The organism is Rhodoferax sp. GW822-FHT02D07, from assembly GCF_058802405.1.
In genome coordinates, this window is sequence record NZ_JBXAOD010000001.1 from 460,672 (window position 1) to 487,482 (window position 26,811).

A 26,811-nucleotide genomic window follows, 5' to 3' on the forward strand; every position below is an offset into this window, starting at 1 on the left:
GCGGGCAAGTTGATCAATTTAGCTCATTTCGATAGTAGTGTGTATCGGTCAGGTACAGGCCGCGGCGCAGTTCCATGGGCGTGTCGTTGTATGTGTAGGCAGTGCGTTCCACGCTGAGCAACGGCGTCTGCGGCGGCGTGTTCAGCAGCACGCATTGCTCGGTATCGGGCAGCACGGCGCGGATCTTTTCTTCGGCACGCACCATGCGCACGCCGAACTCGGTTTCAAACAGCGCGTACATGGGGCCGCTGTACTCGGCCAGGCGCTCGGCCGTCAGGCCTTTGAAAGGCGCGCCGGGGAGCCACAGGTCTTCAAGAATGGTGGGCACGCCGGCGAAGGACAGCACGCGGCGCACCTGCAGCACGGCATCAGCCGGGCGCAGTGCGAGCGCGCGGGCCACGTCGGCGGTGGCGCGCAGGCGCTTGCAGTCGATGATCTGGCGTTGGGCCGGGCCCTCGCTCTTGGGCGTGCCGCTGTCGGGGAAGAGGCGCAGAAAGCGGTACTGCACATGGCGCTCGGCATGGGTGGCCACAAAGGTGCCCTTGCCTTGGCGGCGAACCAGCAGATTCTCGGCGGCGAGTTCGTCAATCGCCTTGCGGACCGTACCTTGGCTGACCTTGAAGCGGCCTGCGAGTTCCTGTTCGCTGGGAATGGCTGCGCTGGGCTTCCATTCGCCGCTTTGCAGGCTCTGCAGCATCAGTACCTTGATCTGCTGGTAAAGCGGACTGAAGGCTGGCGTGACGCTGGGGCTGCTGGCCGCGCCAGAGTCCACGTCCGCAGCTGCGGTGGTGTCGCTGGAGGAGGGGGTGTGGGCAGCCATGGCGTGGGCGGAGTGCGCGTCGGATTGGTAATGAAAACTGGTGCAATCATATCTTATATAAGACATAAGACAAATTGACGCGGCGCGGGATTCGAGAGTAAACTCCAAGTCGTTTTGCAGCGCAGCGGAAATGCCCGTTTGTGCTCCTCTCTCGCCGCTTTCACAACCTTCCTGGAGTTTTTACCATGAGCAAGAAACCCGTCCGCGTTGCCGTTACCGGCGCTGCTGGCCAAATCGGTTACGCCATTCTGTTCCGCATCGCTTCCGGCGAAATGCTGGGCAAGGACCAGCCCGTGGTGCTGAGCCTGCTCGAAGTTCCCGTGGAAAAAGCCCAGCAAGCACTGCAAGGCGTGATCATGGAGCTGCAAGACTGCGCATTCCCCCTGCTGGTGGGCATCGAAGCGCACAGCGACCCCATGGCGGCGTTCAAGGACGTGGACTACGCACTGCTGATTGGCTCTCGCCCCCGCGGCCCCGGCATGGAGCGTGCCGAACTGCTGGCCGTCAACGCCGAAATCTTCACTGCCCAAGGCAAGGCGCTCAACGCCGTGGCCAGCCGCAACGTGAAGGTGCTGGTGGTGGGTAACCCTGCCAACACCAACGCCTACATCGCCATGAAGAGCGCACCCGATCTGCCGCGCAAGAACTTCACCGCCATGCTGCGTCTGGACCACAACCGCGCCCTGAGCCAGCTGGCTGCCAAGACCGGCAAGGCCGTGGCAGACATTGAGAAGATGACCGTGTGGGGCAACCACTCGCCCACCATGTACGCCGACTACCGCTTCGCCACCGTCAACGGTCAGAGCGTCAAGACCCTGATCAACGACGAAGTCTGGAACAAGGATACCTTCCTGCCCACCGTGGGCAAGCGCGGCGCGGCCATCATCGCTGCACGCGGCGTGTCCTCCGCTGCTTCCGCCGCCAACGCGGCCATTGACCACATGCGCGACTGGGCCCTGGGCACCAACGGCAAGTGGGTCACCATGGGTATTCCTTCGGATGGCCAGTACGGCATCCCCAAGGACACCATGTTCGGCTTTGCCGTGACCTGCGAAGGCGGCGAATACAAGCTGGTCGAAGGCCTGGAAGTGGACGCGTTCTCGCAAGAGCGCATCAACATCACGCTGAAAGAACTGCAAGACGAGCAGGCTGGTGTTGCCCACCTGCTGAAGTAAAAAGCGAAGGGGCCATGCATCCGCGCGACGTACTCCTAGGCGCCCAGGGCGCGGCAGGTTTGTTGCCTGTCTGCGACCACTACAGCGGCGTGGAGGCGCGGATGGTCAAGAGCCTACAACTGCAGGCCGAGATGACTCAGGAGTTCGGGGCTTGCGTTTTTGACGTGACCCTGGACTGCGAGGATGGTGCCCCTGTGGGCGGAGAGCTGGACCATGCAAATATGGTCGCAGCCCTCGCCAATACTGCGCAAAAAGCTCCTGAATTAATAGCAAAAGGCTTGCACCGCCGTGTTGGCGTGCGCGTGCACGCGGCGGACCATCTGGCCTTTGCGCAGGATGTGGAACTGCTGCTGGGCCAAGCCGCTGGTGCCTTGAGCTACGTGATGCTCCCGAAGGTGGAGTCGCTAGCCGATGTGCAGCGCGCCGTTGCTGCCATGGATGCTGCAACCCCCGCTGGCGTCGCTCCGGTTCCCCTGCATGTGCTCATTGAATCTCCGGCTGCGGTGCAACAGGCCTTTGCGATTGCGGCACACCCGCGCGTGCAGTCGCTGAGCTTTGGCCTGATGGACTTTGTCTCGGCGCATGGCGGGGCGATCCCCGCTTCGGCCATGGGTGTGTGTGCTGCTGGTGACATCAGCACGCTGGACCAGTTTCACCACCCGCTGGTGCTGCGCGCCAAGACCGAGATTGCCAGTGCCTGCCATGCCTTCGGCAAGGTGCCTTCGCATTGCGTGGTGACCGAGTTCAAGGATACGGCAGCCCTGCAGCGCGCGGCGCGCACAGCGTCCCGCGCGTTGGGCTACACCCGCATGTGGAGCATCCATCCCGACCAGATCCGTCCCATCCTTGAAGCTATGGCGCCCGAGGCGCAGGAAGTGGCCTTGGCTGCGCACATCGTGCAGGAAGCGCAGCGGCAGGAGTGGGCGCCCATTTCGGTAGAAGGGCGCTTGCATGACCGCGCCAGCTACCGCTATTTCTGGCAGGTCCTGGAGCGTGCGCACCAGACCGGCCGTGCGTTGCCGCCCTCGGCAGCGCCGTATTTTTCTCCAACCGTGCATTGATGCAGGAGCACCGTATGTGGAAGCCATTGGTCATCGGATTCTCGGCAGCTTGTGTGTGCTTGGCCGCGCAGGCGCAGACCCCGTCCAAGGGCGTCAAGGCCTCCAAGGCGCGTCTTGCGCCTGTGGTGGCTCCGGTCGAAGAAGCCCCGTTGCCCCTGTCGGACGCGCACTTGGCTCTGGCCCAACGCGTGGTGCTGGGTCAAGTGCCCTGCGAGCTGGGTGCACATGTGCTGGTTTCCGCCCACCCCACGGCGCCGGGCTACTTTGTGCTGGAGCTGGGCAAGCAGAAATTCCGCATGGCGCCGGTGCCGACCAGCACGGGTGCCATTCGCCTGGAAGACGCAGCGGGCGGCGCCACCTGGCTGCAACTTGCCAACAAATCCATGCTGTTGGACCAGAAGCAGGGCCGTCGCTTGGCCGATGCCTGCATGAACGCTGACCAGGTGGTGGTGGCAGACAACCTAGCGCGCAACCCGGCACCGCATTTGCTTGAACCCTTGCCGACCCCGGCGCCTGCCCCGGTGGTTGCCACACCCCCTGTGGCTGCGACCGTGGCTGCTACAAATTAAAGAGCTAGTCGCGCATATTCCATGAGGCTTTGCGCGGCATTTGATTGTTATTGAAGGAGAAGATGATGTTGCAAGCCTACCGAGACCATGTGGCCGAACGCGCCGCGTTGGGCATCCCCCCGCTGCCCCTGGACGCCAAGCAGGTGGCCGCGCTGATCGAACTGATCAAGAACCCGCCCGCCGGCGAAGACGCGTTCCTGCTGGACCTGCTGACGCATCGCGTGCCCCCGGGCGTGGATGACGCCGCCAAGGTCAAGGCCAGCTTCCTGGCGGCTGTGGCCCATGGTGATATCGCGGTCGGCCTGATCTCCAAGGCCAAGGCGACCGAACTGCTGGGCACTATGGTGGGTGGCTACAACGTACACCCCCTGATCGAGCTGCTCGATGACGCCGAAGTGGCCGGTGTGGCCGCTGCTGCGCTGAAGAAGACGCTGCTGATGTTCGACTTCTTCAATGATGTGGCCGACAAGGCCAAGGCTGGCAACGCCCATGCCAAGGACGTGATGCAAAGCTGGGCCGATGCCGAGTGGTTCACCAGCCGCCCCGAAGTCGAGAAGAAGATCACTGTCACCGTGTTCAAGGTGCCCGGTGAAACCAATACCGATGACCTGTCGCCCGCGCCCGATGCCTGGAGCCGTCCCGACATCCCGCTGCACTACCTGGCCATGCTCAAGAACACCCGTCCTGACGCGGCGTTCAAGCCCGAGGAAGATGGCAAGCGCGGCCCCATGCAGTTCATCGACGACCTGAAGAAGAAGGGCCATCTGGTCGCCTACGTGGGCGACGTGGTGGGCACTGGTTCTTCGCGCAAGTCGGCCACCAACAGCATCGTCTGGGCCACTGGCCAGGACATCCCCTTTGTGCCCAACAAGCGCTTTGGTGGCGTGACCCTGGGCGGCAAGATTGCCCCCATCTTCTTCAACACGCAGGAAGACTCCGGTTCCCTGCCCATCGAAGTGGACGTGTCCAAGCTCGAAATGGGCGATGTGATCGACGTGCTGCCCTACGACGGCAAGATCGTCAAGAACGGCGCCACGGTGGCGGAGTTCCAACTCAAGAGCGATGTGCTGTTCGACGAAGTGCGTGCCGGCGGCCGTATCAACCTGATCATTGGCCGCTCGCTTACCAGCAAGGCGCGTGAGTTCCTGGGCCTGGCTGCGTCCACCGTGTTCCGCTTGCCCACGGCGCCCGCCGCAAGCAAGGCCGGCTTCACGCTGGCGCAGAAGATGGTCGGCCGTGCCGTCGGTTTGCCCGAAGGCCAGGGCGTGCGCCCCGGTACCTACTGCGAACCCAAGATGACCACTGTGGGCTCGCAAGACACCACCGGTCCGATGACGCGCGACGAACTGAAGGATCTGGCCTGCCTGGGTTTCAGCGCTGACATGGTGATGCAGTCCTTCTGCCACACTGCGGCCTACCCCAAGCCCGTGGACGTGAAGACGCACCGCGAACTGCCTGCCTTCATCAGCAACCGCGGTGGCGTGGCTCTGCGTCCCGGTGACGGTGTGATCCACAGCTGGCTCAACCGCCTGCTGCTGCCTGACACCGTGGGTACTGGCGGCGACAGTCACACGCGCTTCCCCATCGGTATCTCCTTCCCCGCAGGCTCCGGTCTGGTGGCCTTCGGCGCTGCTACGGGCGTGATGCCGCTGGACATGCCCGAATCCATCCTGGTGCGCTTCAAGGGTGAAATGCAGCCCGGCGTGACGCTGCGTGACCTGGTGCACGCCATCCCCCTGTACGCCATCAAGCAGGGCCTGCTGACGGTGGCCAAGGCCGGCAAGATCAACGCCTTCTCGGGCCGCATTCTGGAAATCGAAGGTCTGCCAGACCTCAAGGTCGAGCAAGCGTTCGAGCTGTCCGACGCCTCGGCGGAGCGCTCTGCCGCCGGTTGCACGATCAAGCTCAACCCCGAGCCGATCAAGGAGTACCTGACTTCCAACATCGTTCTGATGAAGAACATGATTGCAGACGGTTACGCCGACGCCAAGACGCTGGCTCGCCGTATCGAGAAGGTCGAAGCCTGGCTGGCCAAGCCCGAACTGCTCGAAGCCGACAAGGACGCCGAGTACGCTGCCGTGATCGAGATCGATCTGGCCGATATCAAGGAGCCCATCGTCTGCTGCCCCAACGACCCGGATGACGCCAAGTTCATGTCCGAAGTCGCTGGCACCAAGATTGACGAAGCCTTCATCGGTTCGTGCATGACCAACATCGGTCACTTCCGCGCCGCAGCCAAGCTGCTGGGCGGCCAGCGCGACATCCCTGTCAAGCTCTGGGTGGCACCGCCCACCAAGATGGACGAGAGCGAGCTGATCAAGGAAGGCCATTACGCCGCATTCGGTACCGCCGGTGCGCGTACGGAAATGCCGGGCTGTTCGCTGTGCATGGGCAACCAGGCCCAGGTGCGCGAAGGTGCGACGGTGATCTCCACCTCGACCCGCAACTTCCCCAACCGTCTGGGCAAGAACACCAATGTGTTCCTGGGCTCGGCCGAGCTGGCGGCCATCGCGTCCAAGCTGGGCAAGATCCCCACCGTGGCCGAATACCACGAAGCTATGGGCGTGGTGAACAAGGATGGTGCATCGATCTACAAGTACATGAACTTCGACCAGATCGAGGAGTACGCGGACGTGGCCAAGGGCGTGACTGCCTGAGTTCCGTCCTCGGACATGGAGAGCGGCCTGCGGGCCGCTTTTTTTATGCCCGGATAATCCGGGCATGACTTTTCTCTCGTCCATCCCCCTGTCCTGGCAGACCATTCTGCTGCTGGTCGCCAGCAATGTGTTCATGACCTTTGCCTGGTACGGCCACCTCAAGAGCCTGGCCACCGTGCCCTGGTATACCGCCGCCCTCATCAGCTGGGGCATTGCCTTGTTCGAGTACCTGCTGCAGGTGCCGGCCAACCGCATCGGCTTTCAGCAGGCCGGCTTCTCGGTGGCGCAGCTCAAAATCATCCAGGAGGTGATCACGCTGACCGTGTTCCTGCCCTTTGCCATGGTCTACCTCAAGCAGCCCTTCAAGATGGATTTCGTCTGGGCAGGCCTGTGCATGGTGGGGGCGGTGTACTTTATTTTCCGCAGCCCCTGATGACCGGAATTACCGTCCGATAACGGGCGGTTACACTCCGCGCAGTTCAAAACTGTCATACGACTGTCATATTTTCGTTAGGAGCCCGCCATGCTGTTTGGTAAGTTGTTGCCCCGTGAAGGCAATTTTTTCGAGATGTTCAACCAGCATGCAGACCGCATCGTCGAGGCGGCCCAGGCCTTCTCCAAGTTGGTGGCCAATTACAACGACCTGGATCTTCGCGCCAAGTACAACCAGGAAGTGGACGATGCCGAGCGCGCCGCCGACCGTGTCACCCACGAGTGCAACAAGGCCATCCACATCACCTTCATCACGCCCATCGACCGTGAGCAGATTCACTCCTTGATCAACACCATGGACGACGTGGCCGACCTGATCCAGGACTCGGCCGAAACCATGGCGCTCTACGACGTGCGCCACATGACGGAAGAAATCTCCCGCCTGACCGATCTGAGCGTACGCTGCTGCGAACGCCTGCGCGACGCCGTCAAGCTGCTGGGCAATATCGCCGACCAGCACACCGCCGAAGCTGCACTCAAGACCTGCGAAGAAATCGACAAGCTCGAGTCCGATGCCGACCGCGTGATGCGCACCGCCATGAGCAAGCTGTTCCGTGAGGAGCCCGATGTGCGCGAAGTTATCAAGCTCAAGGCCATCTACGAGTTGCTCGAAACCATTACCGACAAGTGCGAAGACGTGGCCAATGTGATCGAGGGCATCATCCTCGAGAACTCCTGATCAGCGCGCGGGTAGCAGGATATGGAACACGTACAGGCAGCCCTGTGGGTGGTGGTGGTGCTGGTGGCGCTGGCACTGCTGTTCGACTTCATGAATGGCTTTCATGACGCCGCCAACTCGATCGCCACGGTGGTTTCCACCGGGGTGCTCAAGCCCGGTCAGGCTGTCATTTTTGCGGCCTTCTTCAACTTCATTGCCATCTTCATCTTCCACCTCAGCGTGGCCGCCACCGTGGGCAAGGGCATCGTTCAGCCCGGTGTGGTGGATGTGCATGTGGTATTTGGTGCACTGGTGGGTGCTATTACCTGGAACGTCATCACCTGGTTCTACGGCATTCCGAGCAGCTCCTCGCACGCCCTGATTGGCGGCATCGTGGGTGCGGTGATTGCCAAGGCCGGTGCCAGTGCTCTGGTTTCGGCCGGTATTCTCAAGACCGTGGCCTTCATCTTCGTCTCGCCACTACTGGGCTTTACGCTGGGTTCGGTGATGATGGTTATCGTGGCCTGGCTGTTCCGCCGTACCCGGCCCTCGCGCGTGGACAAATGGTTCCGTCGCTTGCAGTTGCTCTCGGCCGGTGCCTACAGCCTGGGCCACGGCGGCAATGACGCTCAAAAGACCATCGGCATCATCTGGATGCTGCTGATCGCGACTGGTTATGTGTCTGCCAGCGAAACCGCGCCCCCGACCTGGACCATCGTCTCCTGCTACATGGCCATTGGCGCGGGCACCATGTTTGGCGGCTGGCGTATCGTCAAGACCATGGGCCAGAAGATCACCAAACTCAAGCCCGTGGGCGGCTTCTGTGCCGAAACTGGTGGGGCCATGACCCTGTTCATTGCCACTGCCTTGGGCGTGCCGGTTTCCACCACCCACACCATCACCGGCGCCATCGTCGGCGTGGGCTCCACACAGCGCGCCAGCGCAGTGCGCTGGGGCGTGGCGGGCAATATCGTCTGGGCCTGGGTGCTGACCATTCCGGCGGCCGCTTTTGTGGCCGCCATTGCCTATTGGGTCAGCCTCCAGATTTTCTGAGCGGGATGGATTGGGACAGGCTGCGCGCCTGTTCCACTTGGTACTCGAAATAGTGCTGAATGCTGAAGGCCAGGCTGGCCATCAGCATCGTGGTGCCCAGCATCAGCGCTGTACCCAGGCCCAGCACCGTGAGCCAGTTGCTCGCGCCTGCCTGGGCTTCAGCGGGCGCGCCGGGGTTGAAGCGCTGGTTCCAGCGCTCTGCTGGCATGAGTCCGTAGACAATGGCCGTGAGTGCACAGCCCGCCAGCGTAAAGCCCAGCAGAGGCATCAACACCCAGCTCAGCATATCGTCCACACCCAGGCTGAGCGCGCGCAACACACCGTAGAAACCCAGCATCGTGGGGATGGGTAGAGCCAGGGCGAGCGCATCAAAGCGGCCTAGCAGGTAGCGCCGATGCAGGCCCAGTGGGCCTAGCACCAGCGTGAGCCAGACCGCCAGCGTCTTGTTCTTCATGCTGTGACGTCCGTCGCTGGCGTGCTGTTGCCTGCGCCGATGGCACACTCCATGAGCACCACATCGAGCCAGCGCTCGAACTTCCAGCCGCAGGAGGCGAGCACGCCGACCTGCTGGAAGCCGCAGCTCCGGTGCACGCCGATGGAGCCCTTGTTGCCCGAGTCGCCGATCACGGCGATAAGCTTGCGCACGCCCACGCGTTCGGCTTGGGCCATGAGCTCCTGCATCAGCAGGCGCCCCAGGCCGCGGCCGGCTGCGCTGGGTGCCAGGTAAATGGAGTCCTCGGCCGAGAAACGGTAGGCCGGGCGCGGCTTGAACCAGTTGCAATAGGCAAAGCCCAGCACGCCGGAGTCGTCTTCCAGCACCAGATAGGGCAGGTTCTTGGACACTACATCGGCGCGGCGGGTCGCCATATCGGCTTCGGTGGGGGGCGTGATCTCGAAAGTTCCGGTGCCGTGCAGCACGTGGTGGGTGTAAATCGCGGTGATGGCGGGGAGGTCTGCGTCTGTGCTGGGACGAATTTTTGTCATTGGAGCGGAAAACGTTATAATGGAAGGCTATTTAGCGTGTCACTGGCCGGGTGGCCAGTTGCGTGTCTCAACGCTGAATTTCTTGGCTGAATTGATTTCAGTCACCCAAAGGATAAATCATGGTCGTCATTCGACTCGCTCGCGGTGGTGCAAAAGCACGCCCGTTTTTCAATATTGTTGTGGCCGACAAGCGCACCCGTCGTGACGGCCGCTTCATCGAGCGCATCGGGTTCTACAACCCCATCGCTACTGCCAACGAAGAAAGCATCCGCATTGCGCAGGATCGCCTGACCTACTGGAAGGGCGTTGGCGCCCAGGCTTCCCCCACCGTGGAACGCCTGATCAACCAAGCCGCCAAGAAGGCCGCTTAATGGCCTAGCCGGAGTGGCGGATTGCCCGCGACCCCGGCTTCTCTTGCATACCATGCTGCCCGGTCTTGACGTTGCTGAATTGCCAGAGGACGCCATAGAGGTCGGGCGCATCGCGGATGCATGGGGTATCAAGGGCTGGTTCAAAGTCCTGCCCTACAGCGCCTCGCCCGAGGCGCTGTTTGCTTCCAAGCGCTGGTTTCTGCAGCCCTCTGAAAAAGGTGCGAAAACCTTTGCCGGAACAGCGTCGCTTTCCATCAAGGAAGCCAAGGAACATTCCGACTCCATCGTCGCCTGCGCCACTGGCGTGGCCGATCGTAACGCCGCCGAGGCCTTGCGCGGCGCGCGCATCTTTGTCTCCCGTGCCAGCTTCCCCGCCGCCGCCGAAGGCGAGTACTACTGGGTAGACCTGTTGGGTCTGGCTGTGCGCAACCGCGAAGACCAGCTGCTGGGTACGGTGCGTGAGCTCATGTCCACCGGCCCGCAGACCGTGCTGGTGCTCGAATACGAGGAAGAGGGTAAGACGAAGGAACGCATGATTCCCTTTGTCTCGGCCTATGTCGACTCCGTGGATGTGGCGGGCAAAAGCATCCGCGTGGACTGGCAAGCTGACTACTAGAAAGATTTGGCGTCCATGCGCTTTGACGTCATCACGCTGTTCCCCGAACTGTTCGAACCCTTTCTAAAGGTGGGCATCACGCGTCGCGCCTATGAGTCCGGCCAGGTCGAAGTGCAGCTCACCAACCCGCGTGACTTTGCCAGCGGCAACTATCGCCGCGTCGACGACCGCCCCTTTGGCGGTGGCCCTGGAATGGTCATGATGGCCGAGCCGCTGGAACAGGCCGTGCTGGCCGTGCGCTCACGTCGCCCCGACCCAGACGCCCCCGTCGTCCTGTTCTCCCCCATAGGCCAAGCGCTCACCCATGCAGCGGTCGAGCGCTGGTCGGCCAGCCAGGGTGCCATCCTGCTCTGTGGCCGCTATGAGGGGTTGGATCAGCGTTTCATCGACCGCTATGTGGACGTGCAGATCAGCCTGGGTGACTTCATCCTCTCGGGCGGCGAACTGGCCGCCATGGCGCTGCTGGACTCCGTGGCGCGCCTGCAACCCGGCGTGCTGTCTGACGCCGACAGCCACCACCAGGACAGTTTCAACCCCGCGCTGGACGGCCTGCTGGACTGCCCGCACTACACGCGCCCCGAGACCTGGGCTGGAGAGGGCGTGCCTGAAGTGCTGCTGTCGGGGCATCATGAAAACATTCAGCGCTGGCGGCGCGAGCAGCGCCTGGCGCTGACCGCACAGCACCGTCCCGACCTGCTGCAGGCCGCGCGCAGTCTGGGGCTGCTCGACAAGCGCGATGAGCAGTATTTGGCTGGCAAGGCCTAGCCTGCTATAATGGCGGGCTAACCGATCCTCTGCCTGGCCAGGCCAAGCTTCTCGTGAAGCCCTTGGTTGGCGCCAATTCCGGTGCCGGCGCTTGCATGATCACGAAGGAAATCATGAACCTGATCCAAACTCTTGAGCAAGAAGAAATTGCTCGTCTGGGCAAGACCATCCCCGAGTTCGCTCCGGGCGACACCGTGGTGGTGAACGTCAACGTCGTTGAAGGCAACCGCAAGCGCGTGCAGGCCTACGAAGGCGTGGTGATTGCCAAGCGTAACCGTGGACTCAACAGCGGCTTCATCGTGCGCAAGATCTCCAGTGGCGAAGGCGTGGAACGTACGTTCCAGACCTACAGCCCTCTGATCGCCAGCATCGAAGTCAAGCGCCGTGGTGACGTGCGCCGTGCCAAGCTGTACTACCTGCGTGACCGCAGCGGCAAGTCGGCACGTATCAAGGAAAAGCTGCCCGCAAAGAAAACAGCCGCGTAATCCAACGCCCTGTTTTTCGCAAGAAAGCCGCCCCAGCATCTGCCTGAGGCGGCTTTTTTCATGGGCCCGCGTTTTGGGCTACGCTGTCACGGTTTTTCTGATCGCCAACACTGTGAGCAATCCCCCCCTCTTTGACCCGCGCCAGGTACCCGTGACGGGTACGGATGGACATCTGCCCGCCGTGCCACAGGCGACCCTGGAGGCCCAAGCCTTGCGCCAGCGCTTTGCCGCACCGCCGCGATGGAAGCCCGAGCTGCGCACTGAGCCCGCCTTCTCCAGCCGCGCGCCGACCCAGGCCTCGGTGCTGGTGCCGCTGGTGATGCGTGAGGTGCTGACCGTGTTGCTGACGCACCGTACCAGCCACCTCTCTAGCCATTCAGGCCAGGTGGCCTTTCCCGGTGGCAAGGCCGATCCTGAGGATATGGATGCAGTGGACACCGCTTTGCGTGAGGCTCAGGAAGAAGTTGGTTTAGAGCGCGACTATGTGGAGGTGCTGGGTAGTTTGCCCACTTACACGACCGGCAGCGCCTTTGTGGTGACGCCGGTGGTGGCGCTGGTGCAGCCCGGCATGCAAATCGAGGCCAACCCGCACGAGGTGGCGCAGGTATTCGAGGTGCCGCTGCATTTCCTCATGGACCCGGCCCACCACCGCCGCCACCAGGTGCAGTGGGAGGGCCACACGCGCGAGTGGCTGTCCATGCCCTTTCACGATGGGCAACAGGAACACTTCATCTGGGGCGCCACCGCGGGCATGCTGCGCAACCTCTACCGCTTTCTGTCAGCGCACTGATTATGATTGCCGCATGAGTTTTATCTCCATTCTTCTGGCGCTGCTGTTGGAGCAGGCTAAGCCCCTGCCGCAGATAAACCCTGTGCACAACCTGGTGCGCAACTGGGTGCGTTGGGTGGTGCGCAATTTCGACGCCGGCAAGCCCCGCCATGGCTGGCTGACCTGGTCGCTGGCGGTGCTGGTGCCCAGCCTGCTGGTGTTGGCCGTGCACTGGTTGCTGGTGTGGCAGCTCGGTTGGGCGGCGGCGGTGCTGTGGAACGTGGCCATCCTCTACGCGACGCTGGGCTTTCGCCAGTTCAGCCACCACTTCACGCTGGTGCGTGATGCGCTGCACGCGGGCGACGAAGCCGCCGCGCGCACAGCGCTGGCGCAATGGATGCGCATAGACACCAGTGACCTGCCGCGCAGTGACGTGGTGCGCCATGTGATCGAGCACTCAGTGCTGAGCGCGCACCGCCATGTGTTTGGCGTGTTTGCCTGGTACTCGCTATTGACCGCGCTGGGCCTAGGCCCAGCCGGCGCGGTGTTCTACCGCGTCAGCGAGTATGTGGCGGTGTTTGCCAAACGCACACCCCGGCCCGAGGCTGCACCTGTGAGCGACGCTGTGCGCAGCCGAGCCCAGCACGCGTGGGCGGTCATCGACTGGCTACCCGCGCGCGTGACCGCGCTGAGCTTTGCCTTTGTGGGCAGCTTTGAGGAGGCCGTGGACAGCTGGCGCCGCCACGAGGCGATCCACCCGCTGGACAATGACGGTGTAGTGCTGGCCGCTACAGCCGGCGCCGTCAATGTGCGCTTGGGCGAGAACGACCCGGCGGCCAGTGGTCAGATGCCCGAACCAGCCCACTTGCGTGCCGTGGTGGGGCTGGTCTGGCGCACTGTCGTGATGTGGATGGTATTCCTCGCGCTACTTTCCGTGGCGCGCTTGATTGGCTAGCCTAGTAGCGGCGCTGTGATAGCTCTTCAAACAGGTCGCTATATATTTTGTAGCGGTTTGCGCTTATTCCATGGGGGCTGGAGCCCAATTTTGCCGTCGATATGACCCCGCAGCCTGGCTCGTGCAGATGGCTGCAGTTGTAGAACTTGCAGTCCTGTGCGTGGGCGCGGATGTCGGGCATGAGGCTGGCCAGGTGCATGGGGTCAATGTGGTTGAGGCCGAATTCCTGGAACCCTGGTGAATCGATCACTGCCGTGGTTTTGGCCGCGTCCACCCAGTACAGACTCGTGCTCGTGGTGGTGTGCTTGCCCGAGTTCAGCGCAGTGGAGATTTCATTGGTGAGCACCTGGGCCTCGGGGATGAGGCGGTTGATCAGCGTGCTCTTGCCCGAACCCGAGGGGCCCAGCACCAGCGTGGTCTTACCCTGCATCAGGGGCATGAGCACATCCAGGTCGGTGGCGACCACGTCCTCAGCTTTTGGTTTGAGTGCGAGTGGCACCACCGCATAGCCCATGGCGCGGTACACGCCCATGCGCTCCCAGGCGCGGCCAAAGGGCTCGGTCAGATCACTCTTGTTGAGCGCAATGACGGGGCGGATTTTCTCGGCCTCGGCAGCGATCAGGGCGCGGCTGAGCTGGCTTTCCGAAAACTCTGGCTCTGCGGCGATGAGGATGAGCACCTGGTCCAGATTCGCCGCGAAGGACTTGGTGCGGATCTCATCCTGGCGGTAGAACAGATTGCGCCGGGGCTGCACTTTCTCAATCGTGCCCTCGTCCTGGCTGGCCTGCCATAGCACTTGGTCGCCCACTACGGTCTGGCTTTTCTTGCCGCGCGGGTGGCAGATCAGGCGGTGGCCGTCGGGTGTTTCCACCCAGACGTGGCGGCCGTGGCCTGCGACCACGAGTCCGGGTTGCAACGCTTTGTCCAAGGGCTCAGGCTCCAACGGTCAACATGCGGCCCAAGCGTTCGGTGGCGGGAGGGTGCGAGTAGTAGAACTTCACGTAGATCGGGTCGGGCGTGAGAGTGGATGCATTGTCCTTATAGAGCTTGAGCAGGGCTGAGGACAGGTCGGCGCCACTGGTCTGGGCCACGGCGTAAGCGTCGGCTTCAAACTCATGCTTTCTGGACAGTTGCGAGAACAGCGGTCCCACAAAGGCGCCCGGCAGCGGCAGCACCATCATGAACAGCAGCAGGGCCAGGGCGTCGTTGGCGCCCGTCATGCTGGGCATCACGCCCAGGCCGGTGTAGAACCAGACCTGCTGGCTGAGCCAGCCCAGCAGCGCAAAGCCCAGCAGGCTCAGGGCAAACAGACTGACCATGCGCTTGGCAATGTGCTTGTGCTTGAAGTGGCCCAGCTCGTGGGCCAACACTGCGTCTACCTCTGCCGGGCTTAGCTGGGCCAGAAGTGTGTCGTAGAAGACTACGCGTTTGCTCGCGCCAAAGCCGGTGAAGTAGGCATTCGCATGGGCGCTGCGGCGGCTGCCATCCATCACGTAAAAGCCTTTGGAGGTGAAACCGCAGCGCGCCATCAGGGCGCTCACGCGGTCCTTGAGTTGGGCATCGTCCAGCGGCTTGAACTGGTTGAACAGCGGCGCGATCCAGGTCGGGTAGACCAGCATCATGAGCAGGTTGAAGCCCATCCATACGGCCCAAGTCCACAGCCACCAGTAGCTGCCGGTGGCGCCCATCATCCACAGCACCAGGGCTGCCAGCGGCAGGCCCAGCAGGGCGCCCACCAGGATGGACTTGAGCAGGTCCTGCAGCCACAGCGCCGGCGTGGTCTTGTTGAAGCCAAAGCGTTGCTCCAGCACAAAGGTGCGGTACAGCGTGAAGGGCAGGTCCAGCACCGAGCCGATGACGACAAAGGCGACCAGCAGCGCCACCTGTTGCCAGACGCCGGGCGTGAGCCATTGCAGCAGCAGTTGGTCCAGCCAGGACAGGCCGCCCAGCAGCGTCCAGCCCAGCAGCACGGCCGTGCCGAAGGCCAGCTCCAGTAGGCCCAGGCGGCCCTGGGCGACGGCGTAGTCGGCCGCCTTCTGGTGGGCCTCCAGGCTGATCTGTTCGGTAAAGGCGGCGGGCACGGCATGGCGGTGTTGCGCCACGTGGCGGATCTGGCGTGTGGAGAGCCAAAGCTTGAGCAGCACGCTGGCGACGAGGGTGAGCGCAAAGGCAGCCGTCATCAGCAGGGAAGGGGAGAGCACGAAAGCGGCATCGGTCATGGCGCGAGAGTGTAGGCCATCGGCGACAATGGCGGCATGGCTGAATCCAACACCCCCGCTGCGCCCGCATTGGCAAAATCCGACAAAAACCTGGTCTGGCTGGACTGCGAGATGACGGGGCTTAACCCTGAGGATGACCGCCTCATCGAGATCGCCGTCATCGTGACCGACCCGCATCTGGGCAACCGCATCGAAGGCCCGGTCTTCGTGATCCACCAGACCGACGCCCAGCTCGACAAGATGGACGCCTGGAACAAGGGCACGCATGGCAAGAGCGGGCTGATCGACAAGGTCAAGGCGTCCACGACGACTGAAGCCGAAGCCGAAGCGGCGTTGATCGCCTTCTTGAGCCAGTACGTGCCCGCCAACGGCTCGCCCATGTGTGGCAACAGCATTGGCCAGGACCGCCGCTTCCTCGTGAAGTACATGCCCAAGCTCGAAGCCTTCTTCCACTACCGCAACCTGGACGTCAGTACGCTCAAGGAACTGGCCAAGCGCTGGAAACCGGGTGTGGCCGAGTCGTTCAAGAAGCAGCAAAAGCACACGGCGCTGGCCGATGTGCACGAGTCCATCGACGAGCTGGCACACTACCGCGCCCACTTTTTGAAATTGGATTAGGTAGAAACCCGAATTCGTGTCATAATTGAGGGCTTCGCAGGTAACGCCATGTGGCGGCCAGCGATTTTGTACATCTCCCTTCATTCACCGGGCTCGCTTTTTCAAGCGATATACGCCCCCAGCACTGAGACCCCCACGGCGGGGCAGAGCAGGTTCCGTTTGATGGTTGATGTTTTTTAACCATTGACGGAGCAGCCGCACACCCTGCGGCGCTCGCGTGTGAGAAAAAATATGACTGACGCTTTTGAAGTGACAGGCGAATTCGCGCCTGCCGAAAACATTTCCATGCCCGCAAACACCGTGGATTCCATCGGTGAAACCGCCGGGCTGGATGCTGCCGACGCTGCAGAGACCATCGAGGCCCCCAACGGCTTCGTCGAGCTGGGCTTGGCCCCTGAACTGGTGCAAGCCTGTAAAGACCTGGGTTACACCCAACCCACCGTGGTGCAACAGAAGGCTATCCCTTTGGCCATGGGTTCCGGTGCGACCAAAGACCAAGCCGCCAAGTACATCGACCTGATGGTGTCCAGCCAGACCGGCTCCGGCAAGACCGCAGCCTTCCTGCTGCCTGTGTTGCACACCCTGTTGACGCAAATCGCCCAAGCTGAAGCCGACGAACGCGCCGAGTTTGAGCGCCTGACTGCTGAAGCCTTGGCCAAGGGCGAACCCGCCCCCAAGCGTCCCAAGCGCAAGGACCCCACCAATGCCCGCAACTTCAAGGCCCCGTCTCCTGGCGCCCTGATCGTTTGCCCCACCCGCGAACTGGCCCAGCAAGTGGCGCACGACGCGATTGACCTGGTGCAGCACTGCCGTGGTCTGCGCGTGGCCAATATCGTCGGTGGCATGCCTTACCAGTTACAAATCGCCAAGTTGCAAAACGCCAATTTGGTCGTGGCAACGCCTGGCCGCCTGCTGGACCTGCAACGCTCCATGCAAATCAAGCTGGATCAGGTGCAGTTCCTCGTGGTGGACGAAGCCGACCGCATGCTGGACCTGGGCTTCTCCGATGACCTGGCTGAAATCAACCAGCTGACCATCGCCCGCAAACAGACCATGATGTTCAGCGCCACCTTCGCACCCCGCATCCAGCAGCTGGCTGCCCGCGTGATGCGCGAACCCCAGCGTGTGACCATCGATAGCCCGCAGGAAAAGCACGCCAATATCAAGCAAGTGCTGTTCTGGGCTGACAACATGGTGCACAAGCGCAAGCTGCTGGACCACTGGCTGCGTGACACCACCATCAACCAGGCCGTGGTCTTTGCCAGCACCCAGATCGAGTGCGACGGCTTGGCTAACGACCTGCAACAGGATGGTTTCTCCGCCGTGGCTCTGCATGGCGCCCTGAGCCAGGGCCTGCGCAACCGCCGCCTCATGGCGCTGCGCAACGGCCAGGTGCAGATCCTGGTAGCCACCGATGTGGCCGCACGCGGCATCGACGTGCCTACCATCACCCACGTGTTCAACTTCGGCCTGCCCATGAAGGCCGAGGACTACACCCACCGCATTGGCCGCACCGGCCGTGCCGGTCGCGACGGTATCGCCGTGACCTTTGCCGAATTCCGCGACCGCCGCAAGATCTTCGACATCGAAGCCTACAGCCGTCAGCCGATCAAAGCTGAGACTGTGCCCGGTCTGGAGCCTCAGCAGCGCGCGCCTGAATCGCGCCCCAGCTTCGGCGGCCGTGGCCGCGGTGGCGACTTCCAGCAGCGCGATCGCAAGTTTGGCGGTCCGCGTGAAGGTGGCTTTGGCGGTGGCAACCGCGAAGGCTACGGCCCCGCACGTGGTTTCGGTGGTCGCCCTGAAGGCGGCAACCGTGACTTCGGCCATAACTCCCGCGACTTCAGCCCCGCAGCGCGCGAAGGTTTCAGCTACGAGCGCAAGGGTGGTTTCAATGACCGTTTTGCCGGTCAGGGCGCTCCGCGTGGTGACCGTCCCCAACGCGGTGACTTCCAACCGCGTGGCGACTTTCAGCCTCGCGGCGATTTCCAGGCCCCGCGCGGTGACTTCGGTGCTCCGCGTGGCGACTTCGGCGCTCGCAAGCCTGGCTTTGCTGGCAAGCCCAGCGGTTTTGCCAAGCCTGGCAACGGCGGCAAGGTGTTTGTGCCGCGCGACGCCAAGAAGCGTCCCTCGCGTAACGCGGACTAAGTTCGCTTCGCCCCATCAAAAAAGGCCTCGCAAGAGGCCTTTTTTTCGTCTGTGCGAGAAGTAGGGGCTCAGGCCATGCCGTTGCGGCTGGCCAACTCCACAAACAGGCCGGCGTGGTCCAGGTCGGCCAGGCCATGGTCTATGCCTTGGGCGTAGAGCTGCTCGAAGAGGGCGGTGATAGGGGCGTCAAAGCCGACCTCGCTGGCTGTTGCCAGCGCGTTGCGCAGGTCCTTGATCTGCACTGTCATGCGCGCGCGCGGAGCAAAGTCGCGCTCCACCATGCGCTGGCCGTGCACCTGCAGGATGCGGCTGTCGGCAAAGCCGCCAGTGATCGCCTCCTTGGCCTTGCCCATGTCGGCACCGCCGCGCTCGCACAGTAGCAGGGCCTCGGCAATCACGCCGATGGTGGCGCCCACGATCATCTGGTTGGCCAGCTTGGTGAGCTGGCCGGAGCCGATCGGGCCCACATGGGTGGGTCGACCAAAGACCTTGAAGATGGGCACGGCGCGTTCGAAATTGCTGGCCTTGCCGCCCACCATGATGGCCAGCGTGCCATGCTCGGCGCCCACTGTGCCGCCCGAGACGGGCGCATCCAGATAGTCCACACCGAGCTCGCTCAGGCGTGCTGCATGGTCTTTGGCTTCAATGGGTTTGATGGAGGACATGTCCACCAGCAGCGTGCCGGGGGCGATGCCGGCGGCCGCGCCCAGTTCGAACAGCACATGGCCAACCACACCTCCGTGGTCCAGCATGAGGATGACGATGTCTGCGTCTTTGACAGCCAGGGCTGGCGTGGTGTGCACGGTGGCGCCCAGGGGAATGAGTTGCTCTGCCTTGTGCCGGGTGCGGTTCCAGACATGGACCGTGTGGCCGGCCTCGCAGAGCCGGCGCCCCATGGGCAGGCCCATCAGGCCTATGCCAAGTAGTGCAATTTTCATGGTCATTCTTGTGCTCCTCTGCACAAGAATAGCGCCGCCCATGGGGCGGCGCATGACAGGGGGCCTTCAAAGGCTGTCGAAAGGCTGACAGCCCCGCAGCGCCTGATTTACATCAAGAGGTGTTCGCCCGCGTTGTCGCCGCCCAGGGTCACGTAGTTGACCTTGCGAATGTCCATGAGTTTCTTGCCGCCCGCGTAGCTGATGGAGCTTTGCACGTCCTGCTCCATCTCGACCAGCGTGTCGGCCAGCTTGCCCTTGACGGGTTCGAGGATGCGCTTACCCTCGACGTGCTTGTACTCGCCCTTGTTGAAGTCGCTGGCCGAGCCGTAGTACTCCTTGTAGAGCGCGCCATCGACTTCCACGGTCTTGCCGGGCGATTCTTCGTGGCCTGCGAATAGCGAGCCGATCATCACCATGCTGGCGCCGAAGCGGATGCTTTTGGCGATGTCGCCGTGGCTGCGGATGCCGCCATCGGCAATGATGGGTTTGGTCGCCACACGGGCACACCATTTCACGGCGCTGAGCTGCCAGCCGCCGGTGCCAAAACCGGTCTTGAGTTTGGTGATGCACACCTTGCCCGGGCCTACACCTACCTTGGTCGCGTCCGCACCCCAGTTTTCCAGGTCGATCACGGCCTCGGGCGTGGCCACGTTGCCGGCGATGACGAAGCTGCCGGGCAGGTGCTTCTTCAAGTAAATGATCATGTCGCGCACGCTGTCGGCGTGACCGTGGGCGATATCGATGGTGATGTACTCGGGCGTCACGCCCAGGGCCACCAGCTTGTCCACAGTCGCGTAATCGGGCTGCTTGACGCCCAGCGAGATGGAGGCAAACAGGCCCTTGGCGTGCATGGCCTGAGTGAACTTCACGTTGTCCAAGTCAAAGCGGTGCATGACGTAGAAGTAGTTGTTCTTCGCCAGCCATTCGCAGATGGACTCATCCACCACGGTTTTCATGTTGGCGGGGACGACGGGAAGGCGGAATTTGCGGCTGCCCAGCTCCACGCCGGCATCGCATTCAGAACGGCTCTCCACCCGGCATTTGCGGGGCAGCAAGAGGATGTTGTCGTAGTCAAAAATTTCCATGGCCCAAGCTCCTATCCAAAGTTTTCAGGTTCAAAAACACTGGGCGCTTGGACTGACACCGGCCATAAAAAAACCGGGTGCCAATTGCTTGGGCCCGGTGATTGATTCTAGGCGGGTTGGCGGGGGGGCGGTATATGGTTTTTTATATGGCCCCCAAACAGTGCAGGTCTTGGGCCTTTCTACAATCGGGGCATGCATTCCCCCGCCGCCGCTGGCACCTCTTCCCCTTTGCTACACAACCTGAACCCCGAGCAGCTCGCTGCCGTCACACTGCCGGCCGAGCACGCGCTGATTCTGGCCGGTGCAGGCTCGGGCAAGACGCGGGTGCTGACCACGCGCATCGCCTGGTTGCTGCAGAACGGCTACGTCTCGCCCGGCGGCATTCTCGCGGTTACCTTCACCAACAAGGCGGCCAAGGAGATGATGACGCGTCTCTCCGCCATGCTGCCGGTCAATGTGCGCGGCATGTGGATTGGTACCTTCCACGGCCTGTGCAACCGTTTTCTGCGCGCGCACTACAAGAATGCCGGCCTGCCGCAGGCCTTCCAGATTCTGGACACGCAGGACCAGCTCAGCGCCATCAAGCGCTTGTGCAAGCAGTACAACATCGACAGTGAGCGCTTCCCGCCCAAGCAGCTGGGGTGGTTCATCGGCAACTGCAAGGAAGAGGGGCTGCGCCCCAAGGACGTGGTGGCCAGCGATCCGGACACGCGCAAGAAAATCGAGATCTACCAGCTCTACGAGGAGCAATGCCAGCGCGAAGGCGTGGTGGACTTTGGCGAACTCATGCTGCGCAGCTACGAGCTCTTGCGTGACAACAAGCCGATCCGGGAGCATTACCAGCGCCGCTTCCGCCACATCCTGATCGACGAGTTCCAGGACACCAACAAGCTGCAGTACGCCTGGATCAAGATGATTGCGGGGCAGGGCAACGACGGCCTGCTGGGCCGTGACGGCGGTGGCGCCGTGCTGGCCGTGGGCGATGATGACCAGAGCATCTACGCCTTCCGCGGCGCGCGCGTGGGCAATATGACGGACTTCGTGCGCGAGTTCGAGGTGCGCCAGCAGATCAAGCTGGAAGAAAACTACCGCAGCTTCAGCAACATCCTGGACAGCGCCAACGCGCTGATCAGCCACAACAGCCGGCGCTTGGGCAAGAACCTGCGCACCGCGCAGGGGGCGGGTGAGCCAGTGCGCGTCTACGAGGCGCCCAGCGATTTTGCCGAAGCCACGTGGATGGTGGACGAGATCAAGCAATTGATCCGCGATGACGTGGAGCGCAAGGAAATCGCCGTGCTCTACCGCAGCAATGCACAAAGCCGGGTGATTGAAACCGGCCTGTTCAACGCAGCCATTCCTTACCGCGTGTACGGCGGTCTGCGCTTTTTCGAGCGTGCCGAGATCAAGCACGCACTGGCCTACCTGCGCCTGCTGGAGAACCCCAACGACGACACCAGCTTTCTGCGCGTCGTGAATTTTCCTGCGCGCGGCATAGGTGCGCGCAGCATTGAGCAACTGCAGGACCAGGCCAAGGCTACGGGCTGCTCGTTGCACGATGCGGTGAGCCTGTTGCCGGGCCGCCCGGGTGCGCTTATTGGTGGCTTTGTGGCCAAGATCGACGTGTTGCGGGAGCAGACCGCAGACAAAAACCTCAAAGACATCGTCAAGCTCATGCTCGACAGCAGCGGCCTGCTGGAGTACTACCGCAATGACCGCGAGGGCGAAGACCGCATCGAGAACTTGGACGAACTCGTCAATGCAGCCGAGAGCTTTGTGATGCAGGAAGGCTTTGGTCGCGAGGCACCGGGCATGACGCCTCTGGTCAGCTCGGCCGCCGCGCTGAGCCAGAGTCCGGCCAGCCAAGGTTTGAGTGGCGAGGCCCTGGCTGCGGCCGCGGACGAGTTCGGTGAAACCGGCGAGACCTTGTCACCCCTGCAGGCCTTTCTGAGCCATGCTGCACTGGAAGCTGGCGACAACATGGCTGCCGCCGGGCAGGACGCCATCCAGCTCATGACGGTGCACAGCGCCAAGGGGCTGGAGTTTGACTGCGTGTTCATCACCGGCATGGAGGAGGGCCTGTTCCCGCACGAGAACTCCATGAGCGACCACGAGGGCCTGGAGGAAGAACGACGCCTTGCCTATGTGGCCATTACGCGTGCACGCAAGCGCCTGTACCTGAGCCACTCGCAGACGCGCATGCTGCACGGGCAGACACGCTACAACCTCAAGAGCCGCTTCTTTGACGAGCTGCCTGAGGAGTGCCTCAAATACCTTACGCCCAAGCAGCAACCCATGCCGGCTGGCGGTGGTTTTGGCGGGAGCTGGGGCGGCGGCGGATATGCTACTAATTCAGGAGCTGCTCGCGCATATTTCACGGGGGCTGGAAGCGGATTTGGCTCTTATCCTGCGCCCCAGAAAGAAGTACCCCGCAAGGAAGAGCCTACGGGGCTGCGCAAGGGCCAGAAAGTGTTCCACGCCAAGTTTGGCGAGGGCACGGTGCTCACACTGGAAGGTGCGGGCGACGATGCGCGCGCGCAGATCAATTTCCCCCGCCACGGCACCAAGTGGCTGGCCCTCAGCGTGGCCAAACTGACCCCTGTACCCTGACCCGATTTGGAGACACGCCATGAGCCTGGACATTGCCAACACCCCACCCGCCCCGTACTACGCGGTCATCTTCACCAGCCTGCGCACCGCCGTCGATGAAGGCTATGGCGAGATGGCTGAAAAAATGCTGGCCCTGGCGGCCCAGCAACCCGGCTACCTGGGCGTGGAGTCGGCCCGTGACGGCTTGGGCATCACCGTTTCCTACTGGAAAGACCTGGAGTCCATCCGCGCCTGGAAGGCGAATGCCGAGCACCAGGTGGCGCAGCAACTCGGTCACGCCAAGTGGTATGCGGCGTTCAAGACGCGTATTGCCAAGGTGGAGCGCGATTACAGCCTCTGAAAGCAAAAAGGCCTGTTCGAGAGAACAGGCCTTTTTTCTGGAGGACGGGAAGCTTACGCTGCCTTGTTCTGCTTGCGGCGACGTGCCACCGTAGCCATCAGGCCCAGGCCGGCGAGCATCAGGGCGTAGGTTTCGGGTTCGGGCACAGCGGTCACCGAGATGTTGTCCAAGGCCACGCCGGCCGGGCCGTTTACTGTGCTGGTGAAGCTCAGCACGGTCTGCGTGCTTTGCGCCACAAACTGGCCGCTGTAATGGGTCCAACCCATGTTGAGGTTGGAGTGGCCGGTGGGGTCAGCCTTGTAGATGTTGGGAGTGATCAGGCTGACAGACACACCTTTCAAGGCAGTGCCCGCATTGGTGTTGGCTGCCAGATCAAAGGACAGGGTATAGAGCTGACCGACCACGGTACTCAATACTTGGCTGATCTTTCCCTTGTTCAGGCCATTCAAGTCCAGACTATTGTTGCCAGAGGCTGCGGTCCAGTAGGCATTGCTGACCAGATCCACGGAGGCATTGGGCAAGCTGACAGTCCAGCCCACGAGGCCTTGGGAGACGGTGCTGAAGGTGTCAAATTTCTTAACTGTGTCCTGCACGGTTTGGGCTTCAAAGCCGCCGTTCACCACCAGATTGGTGGCTGCGCCAGCTTGGCTTGCACCCGCTGCCAAGGCAGCAGCGAGGGCGATTGCGTGAATGGTTTTCATTGTGAGATTCCCTGCTTTAGTTCATTGCGCGGCGGTCTTGCGCTTGCGGCGTGCCAGCGCACCCACCACACCCAGGCCAGCCAGGAGCATGGCGTAGGTTTCGGGTTCGGGTACGGCAGTCACGGAGATGTTGTCCAGTGCCACGCCATAGGGGGAGCTTTGCCATCCGGTGAAGCTCAGTTGGGTTTGGCTGGTGACTGCCTGGTATACAAAGCTCTTGGTGATCCAGCCCATATTGCTGTGGCTCTTCCCAGTTGTGTCGAAGCTGTAGTCGACATCCTGATTCAGACCTACTATCAAGTACTTTGCGGGATCAACATTCCGGTCATCAGGGTTGCCTGCGATATCGAAAGACACCAAATACTTCTGACCAATCACTGTCGCAAAAGTTTGGGAAATCACACCATCCTCGTTGCCGCTCAGGTCCAGGCTGTAGTTCCCTTGGGATGGCTGCCAGTAGTGGTTGATCAGGTCTACGCTGCCGAAATCGATGGTCCAGCCGGTCAGGCCGGTGGAACCAGCGCCGAAGGTCGTGAAGCTGCCGTTGAAGGTCGAGCTTTCAAAGCTGCCGTTCACGATCAGGTTGGGGGTGGCGTTGGCCAGTGGGGCGAGGGCTGCGAAAGCCAGGCCGGCGAGCCATTTTTTGGAAATTTTCATAGTGATCCCTGAAGAATATGCGCGCGCCAAGGTACCTTGGTGCAGATGTAACGAATTGTGAAGGGTTTGCCCTCGTAGCGCGATAGTCTGGTCGGACTAGTTTGGCGGCGGTCTATAGTCCTGCCAGCCCATGTTCAGCCGTCCCGACCCCTCCACCCGCACCGCCTCCCGCCCCTCGCTGCAGCTCGTGGCTGGGCGTTACCAGCTGCTCCGCAAGATCGGCAGTGGCGGCATGGGGGCGGTCTACCTGGCCAAGCAGCTGGGTGTGGGCAAGCAGGTGGCGCTGAAGTTCCTGCCAGCCCATCTCTCGGACGATCCGCAGCTGCGCAAGCGTTTTGAGCGCGAGGCGGCCATGACGCTGGAGGTGAGCCACCCCGGCGCGGCCCAGCTGCTGGACACGGGTGTGGACGAAGACGGTCACCTGTTTCTGGCGTTTGAGTATGTGGAAGGTGAGGATCTGTCCTCCCTGCTGGACCGCGAGGGCGCGCTGCCATTTGCCGATGCGCAGGCGATTATCTGCAAGGTGGCGGAGACACTGGCCTTTGCCCATGCGCGGGGTGTGGTGCACCGGGACATCAAGCCCGAGAACATCCGCGTGCGCCGGGACATTGCAGGCTGGCATGTGAAGGTGCTGGACTTTGGCATTGCCCGCGTGACCGACGAGATGGCCACACGCCTGACCATGGAGGGCGGCGTGGCCGGCACGCCGCGCTACATGGCGCCCGAGCAGATCAGCGCCGGCACCATCGACGCGCGGGCCGACATCTATGCGCTGGGGCTGGTGCTGTTCGAGACGTTGAGCGGGCGGGAGGCTTTCGACCGGGAGAACACCTCGCAATTGCTGTGGGCCCAGCTCAATGACCCGGTGCCCGCGCTGGTCGATGTGCAGCCGTTGCGTGATTACCCCGCACTGGACACCCTGATTGCCCAGGCCAGCGCCAAGGACCCGGCTGCGCGCCTGCAGACCATGCAGGCGTTGGTGACCGAGTTGCAGGCGCTGCAGTCGCCGCCCTGGTGGGGCCAGCCGGTGCCGGTACGCCGGCGCCCCCGGCCCAGCGGTGCGGGTTCGCTGGAGGAATCCACGGGCCGCGACCCGGTGCAACTGCCGCGCCCGCCGGGGCGCAAGACGTTTTTGCAGATGCGCAGCAGCGTCTGGTTGGCAGGTGCCGCCGGCGTTCTGGCGCTGGGGCTGGCGGCTACGGCGCTGTGGGTGGCGCTGGACCTGCGCCCGCAGGTGGCGCAGCTGCCTGCTGCGGCGCCTGTGGCTCCCCCGACGGCTGTGCCTGCTGCGCCACCGGCGGCGCAGCCCGCCAGCAGCGTGGTGGTGGCCGTCGCGCCAACAGTTGTGCCCCCGGTGGTACCGGCGAAACCCGTGCAGGCACAGCCTGCCCAAGCTGCGGCTTCTTCGACGCAGCCCAAACCCATTGCCGTCGCACCCGCCGAGCCCACGGGAGAAATGCCCGAGTGCGTGCAGCTCTCGGTTTACGAGCCGCCCATGACCCGCATGACGGTGGCTCAGCTGGAGCAGCGCGCGCGCGCCGTGAAGTACATGGCGCCCTCGGCGATTGCCAACCAGCTGCAGTCGATCAAGGCCAGCGCCGATTCCTTCCATCCCGATTCGCGGGAGTGCCTGTACCGCTCTATGCTGATCCGCATGGTGCTCAACGAGAAAGTGGTGTTGGCCTCCACGCCGGCGCTGTGGGGCCATACGCGCGATGTGCCCGAACTGGAACGTCTGTTTCTGGAGCAGCCCTTGCAGCAGGACTGGACGCTGGCCCAGCGCAAGGATGTGCTGCGCCAGGTGGAGACGCTGTTCATCGCCAACCTGCAGAAGGACGCACCGGGCGACGATGTCTACTGGCGCCGCATGTACTACGGCATGCTGTTCGCGTGCGAAGCCACGGATGAAGCCCGTAGCAAGGCAGGCGCCAAGCGCATTCCCGAGAACAACTGCCTCAAGCTCAAGCCCTCCATCTGATTTCAGCACTAGATTGGTTTCCAGCCCCCGTGGAATGTGCGCAAGCAGCTATCAAAAAAATAGCGGGCTGCATTGCTGCAGCCCGCCATCAGT

At 62.6% G+C, this 26,811-nt stretch carries 27 protein-coding genes; 18 read left to right on the forward strand and 9 right to left on the reverse strand.

Annotated elements, in window-relative coordinates:
- Positions 1-13: 13 nt before the first annotated feature.
- Entirely contained in the window at positions 14-820 is an 807-nt protein-coding gene (locus tag AC1RNN_RS02250; RefSeq protein ID WP_493086355.1) for a GntR family transcriptional regulator, read from the reverse strand.
- A 185-nt stretch (positions 821-1,005) separates the two neighbouring features.
- On the opposite strand from AC1RNN_RS02250, the gene AC1RNN_RS02255 reads away from it, so the two are divergent.
- From AC1RNN_RS02255 to AC1RNN_RS02285, 7 genes are all read left to right on the forward strand, one after another.
- On the forward strand, positions 1,006-1,995 hold the full coding sequence (locus tag AC1RNN_RS02255; protein ID WP_493086354.1) for a malate dehydrogenase: 990 nt from the start codon (positions 1,006-1,008) through the stop codon (positions 1,993-1,995).
- A gap of 14 nt (positions 1,996-2,009) precedes the next feature.
- The gene (locus tag AC1RNN_RS02260; protein WP_493086352.1) at positions 2,010-3,056 is read left to right on the forward strand and encodes an HpcH/HpaI aldolase/citrate lyase family protein; all 1,047 of its coding nucleotides are present in this window, start codon (positions 2,010-2,012) and stop codon (positions 3,054-3,056) included.
- Between the two features lie 14 nt (positions 3,057-3,070).
- Entirely contained in the window at positions 3,071-3,625 is a 555-nt protein-coding gene (locus AC1RNN_RS02265) for a hypothetical protein (RefSeq protein WP_493086350.1), read from the forward strand.
- A gap of 65 nt (positions 3,626-3,690) precedes the next feature.
- Positions 3,691-6,282, forward strand: a complete 2,592-nt coding sequence (gene acnB, locus AC1RNN_RS02270) for a bifunctional aconitate hydratase 2/2-methylisocitrate dehydratase (RefSeq protein WP_493086348.1) — start codon at positions 3,691-3,693, stop codon at positions 6,280-6,282.
- 64 nt (positions 6,283-6,346) lie between these two features.
- Positions 6,347-6,715 carry a DMT family protein gene (locus AC1RNN_RS02275; protein WP_493086347.1) on the forward strand — a complete coding sequence of 123 codons (369 nt, stop codon included), beginning with the start codon at positions 6,347-6,349 and terminating at the stop codon, positions 6,713-6,715.
- Positions 6,716-6,805: 90 nt separating this feature from the next.
- The gene (locus AC1RNN_RS02280) at positions 6,806-7,453 is read left to right on the forward strand and encodes a DUF47 domain-containing protein (RefSeq protein WP_493086345.1); all 648 of its coding nucleotides are present in this window, start codon (positions 6,806-6,808) and stop codon (positions 7,451-7,453) included.
- 21 nt (positions 7,454-7,474) lie between these two features.
- Positions 7,475-8,485 (forward strand): inorganic phosphate transporter, encoded by a 1,011-nt coding sequence (locus tag AC1RNN_RS02285; protein WP_493086343.1) that lies wholly within the window; start codon positions 7,475-7,477, stop codon positions 8,483-8,485.
- Here the strand turns inward: AC1RNN_RS02285 and AC1RNN_RS02290 are convergent.
- Both AC1RNN_RS02290 and AC1RNN_RS02295 read right to left on the reverse strand, forming a co-directional pair.
- Complete coding sequence (locus AC1RNN_RS02290; RefSeq protein WP_493086341.1) at positions 8,466-8,939, reverse strand: TM2 domain-containing protein; 474 nt, start codon at positions 8,937-8,939, stop codon at positions 8,466-8,468. The genes AC1RNN_RS02285 and AC1RNN_RS02290 overlap by 20 nt on opposite strands.
- Positions 8,936-9,469 carry a GNAT family N-acetyltransferase gene (locus AC1RNN_RS02295; protein ID WP_493086339.1) on the reverse strand — a complete coding sequence of 178 codons (534 nt, stop codon included), beginning with the start codon at positions 9,467-9,469 and terminating at the stop codon, positions 8,936-8,938. The genes AC1RNN_RS02290 and AC1RNN_RS02295 overlap by 4 nt, the downstream gene beginning before the upstream one ends.
- Positions 9,470-9,588: 119 nt before the next feature.
- Here AC1RNN_RS02295 and rpsP point away from each other — a divergent pair, with 119 nt between their 5' ends.
- The 6 genes from rpsP (at position 9,589) to AC1RNN_RS02325 (ending at position 13,430) form a co-directional block, all read left to right on the forward strand.
- Entirely contained in the window at positions 9,589-9,840 is a 252-nt protein-coding gene (rpsP, locus tag AC1RNN_RS02300) for a 30S ribosomal protein S16 (protein ID WP_310341612.1), read from the forward strand.
- 52 nt (positions 9,841-9,892) lie between these two features.
- Positions 9,893-10,456 (forward strand): ribosome maturation factor RimM, encoded by a 564-nt coding sequence (gene rimM, locus AC1RNN_RS02305; RefSeq protein WP_493086337.1) that lies wholly within the window; start codon positions 9,893-9,895, stop codon positions 10,454-10,456.
- Positions 10,457-10,471: 15 nt separating this feature from the next.
- Positions 10,472-11,221, forward strand: a complete 750-nt coding sequence (gene trmD / locus AC1RNN_RS02310) for a tRNA (guanosine(37)-N1)-methyltransferase TrmD (RefSeq protein WP_493086335.1) — start codon at positions 10,472-10,474, stop codon at positions 11,219-11,221.
- Between the two features lie 113 nt (positions 11,222-11,334).
- On the forward strand, positions 11,335-11,706 hold the full coding sequence (gene rplS / locus AC1RNN_RS02315; RefSeq protein ID WP_493086333.1) for a 50S ribosomal protein L19: 372 nt from the start codon (positions 11,335-11,337) through the stop codon (positions 11,704-11,706).
- Between the two features lie 112 nt (positions 11,707-11,818).
- Entirely contained in the window at positions 11,819-12,496 is a 678-nt protein-coding gene (locus AC1RNN_RS02320) for a CoA pyrophosphatase (protein WP_493086331.1), read from the forward strand.
- 13 nt (positions 12,497-12,509) lie between these two features.
- On the forward strand, positions 12,510-13,430 hold the full coding sequence (locus tag AC1RNN_RS02325; protein ID WP_493086329.1) for a CobD/CbiB family protein: 921 nt from the start codon (positions 12,510-12,512) through the stop codon (positions 13,428-13,430).
- A gap of 1 nt (position 13,431) precedes the next feature.
- Here AC1RNN_RS02325 and rsgA read toward each other — a convergent pair whose 3' ends face one another.
- Both rsgA and AC1RNN_RS02335 read right to left on the reverse strand, forming a co-directional pair.
- Positions 13,432-14,358 (reverse strand): ribosome small subunit-dependent GTPase A, encoded by a 927-nt coding sequence (gene rsgA / locus AC1RNN_RS02330; protein WP_493086327.1) that lies wholly within the window; start codon positions 14,356-14,358, stop codon positions 13,432-13,434.
- Positions 14,359-14,362: 4 nt separating this feature from the next.
- Positions 14,363-15,649 (reverse strand): M48 family metallopeptidase, encoded by a 1,287-nt coding sequence (locus tag AC1RNN_RS02335; protein WP_493086325.1) that lies wholly within the window; start codon positions 15,647-15,649, stop codon positions 14,363-14,365.
- A gap of 36 nt (positions 15,650-15,685) precedes the next feature.
- Between AC1RNN_RS02335 and orn the strand changes: the two genes are divergently transcribed.
- Together orn and AC1RNN_RS02345 are read left to right on the forward strand one after the other, a co-directional pair.
- Positions 15,686-16,267, forward strand: a complete 582-nt coding sequence (orn, locus tag AC1RNN_RS02340; protein WP_493086323.1) for an oligoribonuclease — start codon at positions 15,686-15,688, stop codon at positions 16,265-16,267.
- Between the two features lie 231 nt (positions 16,268-16,498).
- The gene (locus AC1RNN_RS02345; protein WP_493086321.1) at positions 16,499-18,412 is read left to right on the forward strand and encodes a DEAD/DEAH box helicase; all 1,914 of its coding nucleotides are present in this window, start codon (positions 16,499-16,501) and stop codon (positions 18,410-18,412) included.
- Between the two features lie 68 nt (positions 18,413-18,480).
- Here AC1RNN_RS02345 and AC1RNN_RS02350 read toward each other — a convergent pair whose 3' ends face one another.
- Together AC1RNN_RS02350 and AC1RNN_RS02355 are read right to left on the reverse strand one after the other, a co-directional pair.
- Positions 18,481-19,350: an NAD(P)-dependent oxidoreductase gene (locus tag AC1RNN_RS02350; protein WP_493086319.1), complete on the reverse strand. Its 870-nt coding sequence runs from the start codon at positions 19,348-19,350 to the stop codon at positions 18,481-18,483.
- Positions 19,351-19,457: 107 nt separating this feature from the next.
- Positions 19,458-20,435, reverse strand: a complete 978-nt coding sequence (locus AC1RNN_RS02355; protein WP_493086317.1) for a GMP reductase — start codon at positions 20,433-20,435, stop codon at positions 19,458-19,460.
- Positions 20,436-20,627: 192 nt separating this feature from the next.
- Here AC1RNN_RS02355 and AC1RNN_RS02360 point away from each other — a divergent pair, with 192 nt between their 5' ends.
- Positions 20,628-23,042 (forward strand): UvrD-helicase domain-containing protein, encoded by a 2,415-nt coding sequence (locus tag AC1RNN_RS02360; RefSeq protein ID WP_493086315.1) that lies wholly within the window; start codon positions 20,628-20,630, stop codon positions 23,040-23,042.
- A gap of 19 nt (positions 23,043-23,061) precedes the next feature.
- Positions 23,062-23,382, forward strand: a complete 321-nt coding sequence (locus AC1RNN_RS02365) for an antibiotic biosynthesis monooxygenase family protein (protein ID WP_493086313.1) — start codon at positions 23,062-23,064, stop codon at positions 23,380-23,382.
- 53 nt (positions 23,383-23,435) lie between these two features.
- Here AC1RNN_RS02365 and AC1RNN_RS02370 read toward each other — a convergent pair whose 3' ends face one another.
- Positions 23,436-24,083 (reverse strand): choice-of-anchor C family protein, encoded by a 648-nt coding sequence (locus AC1RNN_RS02370; RefSeq protein ID WP_493086311.1) that lies wholly within the window; start codon positions 24,081-24,083, stop codon positions 23,436-23,438.
- Between the two features lie 21 nt (positions 24,084-24,104).
- Positions 24,105-24,740, reverse strand: a complete 636-nt coding sequence (locus AC1RNN_RS02375; protein ID WP_493086309.1) for a choice-of-anchor C family protein — start codon at positions 24,738-24,740, stop codon at positions 24,105-24,107.
- Positions 24,741-24,870: 130 nt separating this feature from the next.
- Here AC1RNN_RS02375 and AC1RNN_RS02380 point away from each other — a divergent pair, with 130 nt between their 5' ends.
- Complete coding sequence (locus tag AC1RNN_RS02380) at positions 24,871-26,718, forward strand: serine/threonine-protein kinase (protein ID WP_493086307.1); 1,848 nt, start codon at positions 24,871-24,873, stop codon at positions 26,716-26,718.
- The last annotated feature ends 93 nt before the right edge of the window (positions 26,719-26,811 follow it).